The organism is Nocardia xishanensis NBRC 101358, assembly GCF_001613365.1.
In the GTDB taxonomy this organism is placed as follows: domain Bacteria; phylum Actinomycetota; class Actinomycetes; order Mycobacteriales; family Mycobacteriaceae; genus Nocardia; species Nocardia xishanensis.
Genome location: NZ_BDCF01000059.1, coordinates 43,525 through 50,606, shown reverse-complemented (window position 1 = coordinate 50,606; position 7,082 = coordinate 43,525). Strand labels below are relative to the sequence as shown.

Below are 7,082 nucleotides of genomic sequence, written 5' to 3'. Positions count from 1 at the left end.
GCCCGAGGCCGCCGCCGCGGCGCTGTGCCAGCCGTTGCCACCCTCGGCCGTATCGGGTGATCTGCGCTTTCTCGCCCATGTCGCGCACGGAGTCGAGCGCTGGGTGCGGGCCGGGCGGATCGTGCCCGAATTGCGCAGGGATGACGGCCAATGGTGGGTGCGGTGGCGGTTGGTCGGCGGCGCGCGTCAGCGCGCCTGGCTGGCCGAGCTCGCGGTGGCCGCCCCCGCCGCCTTGCAGGTGGCCGGACGGCCCGCCGCCGTGCTGGAGGATCTCGTCGGCGAGCTGACCGACCCGATCGCAAGGCGGTCGATGGACGCGTCGTCCCCGTCGCATCCGCTGCTGGCCGCGCTCGTCGGCGACAGCCCACTCGACAGCGGCAGCCATCAGCTGGCCGAGGTGCTGGAACGCTGGCGCGCCGGCCTGACCGTGGACGAGCCGGAACTGGTGCTGCGGCTGCTGGAGCCGGACGGCGAGCTCGGCTTCGCCGACGATTCGGTGGCGCTGTGGCGCCTGGAGGTCTGCCTGCGCACCGAGGGGGAGGCGCCCGCGCCGATCCCGCTGCACGGCGACCCGAGCCTGGTCCGCACCGCCATCGACAAGCTGGGCGAGGCTCAGCGCGCCTATCCTCGGCTGCGCGACCTGCCGACCGATCCGCGCACCATGGATCTGCTGCTGCCGACCGAAGTGGTCGCCGATCTCGTCGCGCACGGCGCGCACGCGTTGCAGGCGGCGGGCATCCGGCTGCTGCTGCCGCGCGCGTGGAGCATCTCCGCCCCGTCCATGCGGCTGCGGGTGGAGAGCGCGGTTCCGGCGGCGGAGAGCACCGTCGGCATGCGCGGATTGGTCCGTTACCGCTGGGAATTGGCTCTCGGCGACACCGTGCTGACCGAGGCCGAGATGGCGCGCCTCATCCGCGCCAAATCCGATCTCGTGCAGTTGCGCGGTGAATGGGTGCAGGCCGACCACAAGGCGCTCGCCGCCGCGGCCCGCTACGTCGCCGCGCACAGCGACGATTCGCCGATCACGTTCGCCGACATGATCGGCGAACTGGCGAGCAGCCGGGTCGAGCAGGTGCCGATCACCGAGGTCACCGCCAGCGGGTGGGCGGCCGAACTGCTCGATCGCGGGCACGACGCGGAGCCGGTCCCCACTCCGAGCGGCTTGAAGGCGCAGCTGCGTCCCTATCAGCTGCGCGGCCTGTCCTGGCTGGTCACCATGAGCCGAATGGGTTGCGGCGCAATCCTCGCCGACGACATGGGCCTCGGCAAGACGGTGCAGGTGCTGGCGCTGCTCGTGCACGAACGGGAACAGCCCGCGGACCGGCCTGGGCCGTCGCTGCTGGTGTGCCCGATGTCGGTGGTCGGCAACTGGCAGCGCGAGGCCGAGCGGTTCGCGCCGGATCTGCGGGTGCTGGTACACCACGGCGCGGGCAGGCGCGGCGGCGCTGAACTCGACGCGGCGGTGGCCGAGGCCGACCTGGTGCTCACCACCTATTCGCTGCTCGCCAGGGACATCGAGGCGTTGAGCAGGCAGGACTGGGAGCGCGTCGTGCTCGACGAGGCCCAGCACATCAAGAACGCCGGGACCAGGCAGGCCCGCGCGGCTCGCGCGCTGCGGGCGCGACATCGCCTGGCGCTTACCGGAACTCCCGTCGAGAACCGGCTGGAGGAACTGCGCTCGATCCTCGATTTCGCGATGCCGAAGCTGCTGGGCAGCGCGCAGACCTTCCGGGCGAGATTCGCGGTGCCGATCGAGCGGGAGGGCGATCAGAACGCGATCTCGCGGCTGCGGTTCGTCACCCAGCCGTTCGTGCTGCGCCGGGTGAAGACCGATCCGTCCGTCATCAGCGACCTGCCGGAGAAGCTGGAGATGACGGTCCGCGCCAATCTGACCGTCGAGCAGGCCGCGCTGTACCAGGCGGTGGTCGACGACATGATGGAGAAGATCAGGAACGCGAAAGGCATGGCGCGCAAGGGGGCGGTGCTCGGCGCGCTGACCCGCCTCAAGCAGGTGTGCAACCACCCCGCGCACTTCCTCGGCGACGGTTCCGGCGTCATGACTCGCGGCAAGCACCGGTCCGGCAAGCTGGCCCTGGTCGAGGACGTGGTGGACGCCGTGCTCGCCGACGGCGAGAAGGCGTTGCTGTTCACCCAGTTCCGCGAGTTCGGCGAGCTCGTCGCGCCTTATCTCGCCGAGCGCTTCGGCGGCCAGGTCCCGTTCCTGCACGGCGGCGTGCCGAAACGCCGCCGCGACGCCATGGTGACCGGATTCCAGTCCGATGACGGGCCGCCGCTGATGTTGTTGTCGCTCAAGGCAGGCGGCACCGGACTGAACCTGACGGCCGCCAATCACGTGGTGCACCTGGACCGTTGGTGGAATCCGGCGGTGGAGAACCAGGCGACCGACCGCGCGTTCCGTATCGGTCAGCAGCGCGCGGTGCAGGTGCGCAAGCTCGTCTGCGTCGACACCATCGAGGAGCGGATCGACGAGATGATCAACGGCAAGCGCAGGCTCGCGGACTTGGCCGTCGGGGCGGGGGAGAACTGGATCACCGAACTGAGCACCGACGAACTGCGCGATCTGTTCGCCCTCGGCGCCGAGGCGGTGGGCGAATGACGTTCGAGGATTACAGCAAGTACGGCAAGCGACTGCCGGTCGAGGGCGGCGTGGCGGCGCGCAGCCGTCGCGGCGGATTCGGCCGCACCTGGTGGGGGCGTGCGCTGATCGACGCGGTCGAGGCGATGGCCGAGCCGGGCAGGCTGGCCCGCGGGCGCAGCTATGCGCGGTCGGGGCAGGTGGTGAGTTATCGGATCGAGCCCGGTGCGGTGGTCGCGGAGGTGCAGGGCAGCCAGCCGCGCCCGTTCACCTCGGCCTTCCGTGTGCGCGCGCTGCGCGAGGAGGAACTGGACCTGCTGATCGAGACGATCCGCAGCTCGCCGGGCATGCTGGCGGAGATCGCCTCGGGCGCCCTGCCCACCGGGCTCGGCCCGCTGCTGCTGCCGAGCACGGCGGCCGAATTGGACTTCGACTGCACCTGCCCGGACCCAGGCTGGCCGTGCAAGCATGTCGCGGCGGTCTGCTATCTGCTCGCCGAGCGACTCGACGAGCGGCCCCGCGAGATTCTCACGCTGCGCGGGTTGGACCTCGACACCCTCATCCGCGGTATCGAGCGAGATCCTCGACCGGTCCACAGCGACGATCCGTATGGCGACGAAACCCCGCTTCCCGGCCTCCCGAAGGTCGAATTCCGTTCCGCGATGGACGATCTCGATTCCATGCTGCTGCGCAGAGCGCTCCGCATGAGCGCCGAGGACGAGGCGAGCGCGGCCACCGGACTGCGTGAGCTCGCCGCGCTGTACGCGCTGTTGCGGCACTGAGCCGCGGCCTTCGCGCGATGGTCAGCACCCGGCATCGAGGCCGGCCCGCGTCTCCGGACTTCGTCGGGCGGATCCCGTCCGGTGCGCTGAGGGCCGGTGCGTCTCGGCGCCGGGTGCCACTTCCAGTCTGCTCCGGCGAGGTGGACCAGGTAATGCCCGATTGCCGTCCGTTCACCGCCTTTGTGCCGAACCTGCGCTGCCTTCTGCCCCGGGTTGGCGTACCGATCCGCGTGGTCTCTACTCCGCCGACGCGCGCGGACCACCCACCAGCACGGTCGCGAAGCAGAGCGTCGAGAGCCCCGCGAACGCGACCACGGGTTCGGGGAAGTACAGGCAGGAGATCCAGAACGTGCCGCCCGCCGCGGCCACGCAGATCCAGTTGAACAGCGACCAGCGCGCGATCAGCGCCGGGGCCGTCCGCGCGGCCACCACCGCGAGCATCGAAAAGAGCAGGCCGAGAAGCCCCATGGCGACGCTGTAACCGGTGTTGAGCCCGAAGATCGTCACTTCCCTTCCGCCCTCGAACAGCGCCGCGGTGGTGTTCCTCGACAGCTCGTTGACCGCTTCCTCACCGGCGTTGTCGGCTCCGTTGAAGAGATGCAGGACGAGCTCGTGCGCGAGTCCGATGGTGCCGAGGAACAACGCGCCGGCGCGATGCACGCGGATCGGCCATCGGGCGGCTGTGGTGCTGGGCTGGGCGGTGGCTGTCATCGCGGTCATCGCGACCTCCGGAAGTGTGCATCCCCAAAAACAAAACAAAATTTATGTTATAGGCTGGTCTTCGTGGCGGGCAAGACCTCATGGCTGGCCTCCGGGCTGTCGATCCTCGGCACGGCGGGGCCGACGGCGCTGACCATCGACAAGCTGGTCGCGTCCACCGGCCTGAGTACCGGGTCCTTCTACCACCACTTCTCGGGCATGCCGGGCTACAAGAAGGCGCTGCTCGCGCACTTCGAGGAGGTGCAGACGCTGCGCTACATCCGGGAGGTGCAGGCGGCCGGGCGGCTCGACCCGCGCGACAGGCTCGATCTGCTGATCGATCTGGTGCTCGCCGACGGTGAACCCGCCCGCCTGGAGGTGGCGGTCCGGGCGTGGGCGTTGGACGACCCGGTCGCCGCCGCGGCCAAGCAGCGGGTCGACGCGGCCCGGCTGGCGTTTCTGCGCGAGTTGCTCGACGAGATCGGTTATTCGGAGCCCGCCGCCGAGGAGACCGCGCAGATCCTCTACCTGCTGGTGCTCGGCGCGGGCAACACGCTGCCCGAGGTGCCGCCCGAGCGGCTGCGCGTCCTGTGCGACCGGATTCTGTCGTGAATACCGTTCCGCCCCGGCGTGTCTCGCTACACGACGACCTCGGCGACGAGGTGTCGATCGTCCGCCCGGTGCGGCGGGTCGTGTCGCTGGTGCCCTCGCTCACCGAATCGGTGGCGGCCACCTGTCCCGGCCTGCTCGTCGCGGCGACGCAGTGGTGCACCCACCCTGCCGACCTGTCCGTCGAACGCGTGCGCGGCACCAAGAACCCGAACCTGCGCCGGATCGTCGAGCTGGCTCCCGATCTGGTGCTGTGCAATCGAGAGGAGAACCGCCGCGCGGACGTGCAGCGCCTGCGCGCGGCGGGTATCCCGGTGTGGGTCACCAGGATCGAGACGCTAGATGCCGCGTTTCCCTCGCTCACCAGGCTGTTCACCGAGGCGCTCGGTGTATCCGCGCCGCCCTGGTTGCGTGCCGCCGAAAACGTCTGGGCCGCAGTGCCTCCGGAGCCCGCGCGCGCGACCGTCATCCCGATCTGGCGCAAGCCGTGGATGGTCGTCGGCCGCGACACCTTCACCGGCGACCTCGCGCGCCGACTCGGGCTGCGCCTCGTGCACGCGGACCGCCCCGAGCGCTACCCGCGCGTCGACGAGGCCGAACTCACCCGAGGCGTCGAGCTGGCGATCTTGCCCGACGAGCCGTATGTTTTCACCGAAACCGATGGGCCCGAGGCATTTCCTGGCATTCCCTGCGCGCTCGTCGAGGGCCGCAGTCTCACCTGGTACGGCCCTTCCCTCGTCACGGCGCGCGAGACCTTGATCCGGCAGATCGCCGCCGCGATCATCCGCTGAGAAGCGCCCGCCGCGCTCAGGAGGCCGCGGCGAACCGGTAGTCGGCCAGGTCGAAGTGACCGCTGCGCCACGCGGCCTCCACGGTGGTTGACGGCCGCAGCGGCACATCGCCGTGCTTGTCGAAGTAGTAGCTGTTGGACACGGCACAGGATTTCTGCCAGAACACCTGCCCGCCACGCCGGGCCAGCATCTCCCGGAAGTACCGATCGTTGGCCTCCTCGGTGACCTCGACCAGGGTCGAACCGGTCGCGCGGGCGTGCCGCAGGCAGCGCAGGATGTGCCGGACCTGGTTCTCGATCAGCGCGAAATACGACGAGCCGTTGTAGCCATAGGGACCGATCACCGAGAAGAAATTCGGGAAGCCCGGCACGCTGACACCTTCGTAGGCCTGGAGCCGATGCTCGTCCCACCACTTTTCGAGATCCCGGCCGCCGACGCCGCGCAGATCGTAGGTCGGCATGTTGCCCGATTCCATCACCTTGAAGCCGGTCGCCAGGATCAGTACGTCCGCCCGGTGCTCGGTGGCCTCGGTCCGCACGCCGGTGGCGGTGATCTCGCGGATCGGGTCGGTCTCCAGCAGCACGTTGTCGCGGTTGAAGGCGGTCAGGTAGTCGTTGGAGAAACTGGGGCGTTTGCAGCCCAGCGCGTAACGGGGCGTGAGCTTTTCGCGCACCACCGGGTCCTGCACCTGGCGGCGCAGGTGGGCCAGCCCGGCGCGCTCGGCGACAGCGGCCGTCGGCAGCGTCCGGTAGTAGTGCGCCGCGATGGGGAAGGTCAGCTCCACATAGGCCTGGCTGATCAACCTGGTCAATGATCGCCCGCCGGGCAGGCGCAGCGCCAGGCGCGCCGGGGCGGGCAGCGGGAGATCGGGCCGCGGCAGGCACCAGATCGGGGTGCGCTGGAAGACGACGAGATGGGCGACCTCGGGGGCGATCTCCGGGATCACCTGCACCGCGGAGGCGCCGGTCCCGATGATCGCGACTCGCTTGCCGCGCAAGCTTTCCCGGTGATCCCAGCGCGACGTGTGCATGGTCGCGCCGCCGAAATCGCCGACGCCGGGGATGTCGGGCAGCTTCGGCCGGGTCAGCACGCCGGTCGCGCTGATCACGTAGCGGGTACGCAATTCGTCGCCGGAGCTGGTGCGCAGCCGCCACAGGTGGCGCTGTTCGTCGAATCCCGCGTCGGTGATCGTGGTGCGAAAACGGATGCGCGGGCGCAGTCCGTACTTGTCCACGCACGATTCGGCGTAGGCCTTGAGTTCGCGGCCTGGCGCGTAGACCCTCGACCAGTCCGCCCGCTGATCGAAGGAGAACTGATAGCTGAACGACGGGATGTCCACGGCCACACCGGGATAGGTGTTCCAATGCCAGGTGCCGCCCGCGCCGTCCGCGTCGTCGACGATGAGGAAGTCCTCGAAACCGGCCGCGCGCAGCTTGATCGCCGCGCCGATACCGGAGAACCCGGCCCCGACGATGATCACTTCGTGGTCGATGGTCGTCTCGTTCATCGCACCGCTCGCTCCATGAGTCCGGCCGCGCGAACGCATGTGATGTCGGGCGACATCAGTGTCCGCACCTGCCATCTCATTAGGCGCGCGCCCTGCGG

Annotated in this window: 6 protein-coding genes; 4 read left to right on the top strand and 2 right to left on the bottom strand. The window is 69.7% G+C overall.

Features of this window, described 5'->3' with window-relative positions; translation table 11 throughout:
• A partial coding sequence (locus tag NX1_RS30780) for a DEAD/DEAH box helicase (RefSeq protein ID WP_068067192.1) occupies nucleotides 1–2,617 on the top strand: 2,617 nt, incomplete at its 5' end.
• A complete protein-coding gene (locus tag NX1_RS30775; RefSeq protein ID WP_068067188.1) occupies nucleotides 2,614–3,378 on the top strand; it encodes an SWIM zinc finger family protein in 765 nt (254 codons plus the stop codon). The genes NX1_RS30780 and NX1_RS30775, both read left to right, overlap by 4 nt.
• A 237-nt stretch (nucleotides 3,379–3,615) precedes the next feature.
• On the opposite strand, the gene NX1_RS30770 is transcribed toward NX1_RS30775, so the two are convergent.
• Entirely contained in the window at nucleotides 3,616–4,098 is a 483-nt protein-coding gene (locus NX1_RS30770; RefSeq protein ID WP_084501878.1) for an LIC_13387 family protein, read from the bottom strand.
• A gap of 63 nt (nucleotides 4,099–4,161) precedes the next feature.
• On the opposite strand from NX1_RS30770, the gene NX1_RS30765 reads away from it, so the two are divergent.
• Entirely contained in the window at nucleotides 4,162–4,689 is a 528-nt protein-coding gene (locus NX1_RS30765; RefSeq protein ID WP_084501877.1) for a TetR/AcrR family transcriptional regulator, read from the top strand.
• Nucleotides 4,686–5,477 (top strand): helical backbone metal receptor, encoded by a 792-nt coding sequence (locus NX1_RS30760; RefSeq protein WP_068067182.1) that lies wholly within the window; start codon nucleotides 4,686–4,688, stop codon nucleotides 5,475–5,477. The genes NX1_RS30765 and NX1_RS30760 overlap by 4 nt, the downstream gene beginning before the upstream one ends.
• Before the next feature lie 16 nt (nucleotides 5,478–5,493).
• Here NX1_RS30760 and NX1_RS30755 read toward each other — a convergent pair whose 3' ends face one another.
• On the bottom strand, nucleotides 5,494–6,984 hold the full coding sequence (locus NX1_RS30755) for a flavin-containing monooxygenase (RefSeq protein ID WP_068067181.1): 1,491 nt from the start codon (nucleotides 6,982–6,984) through the stop codon (nucleotides 5,494–5,496).
• Nucleotides 6,985–7,082 lie beyond the last annotated feature (98 nt).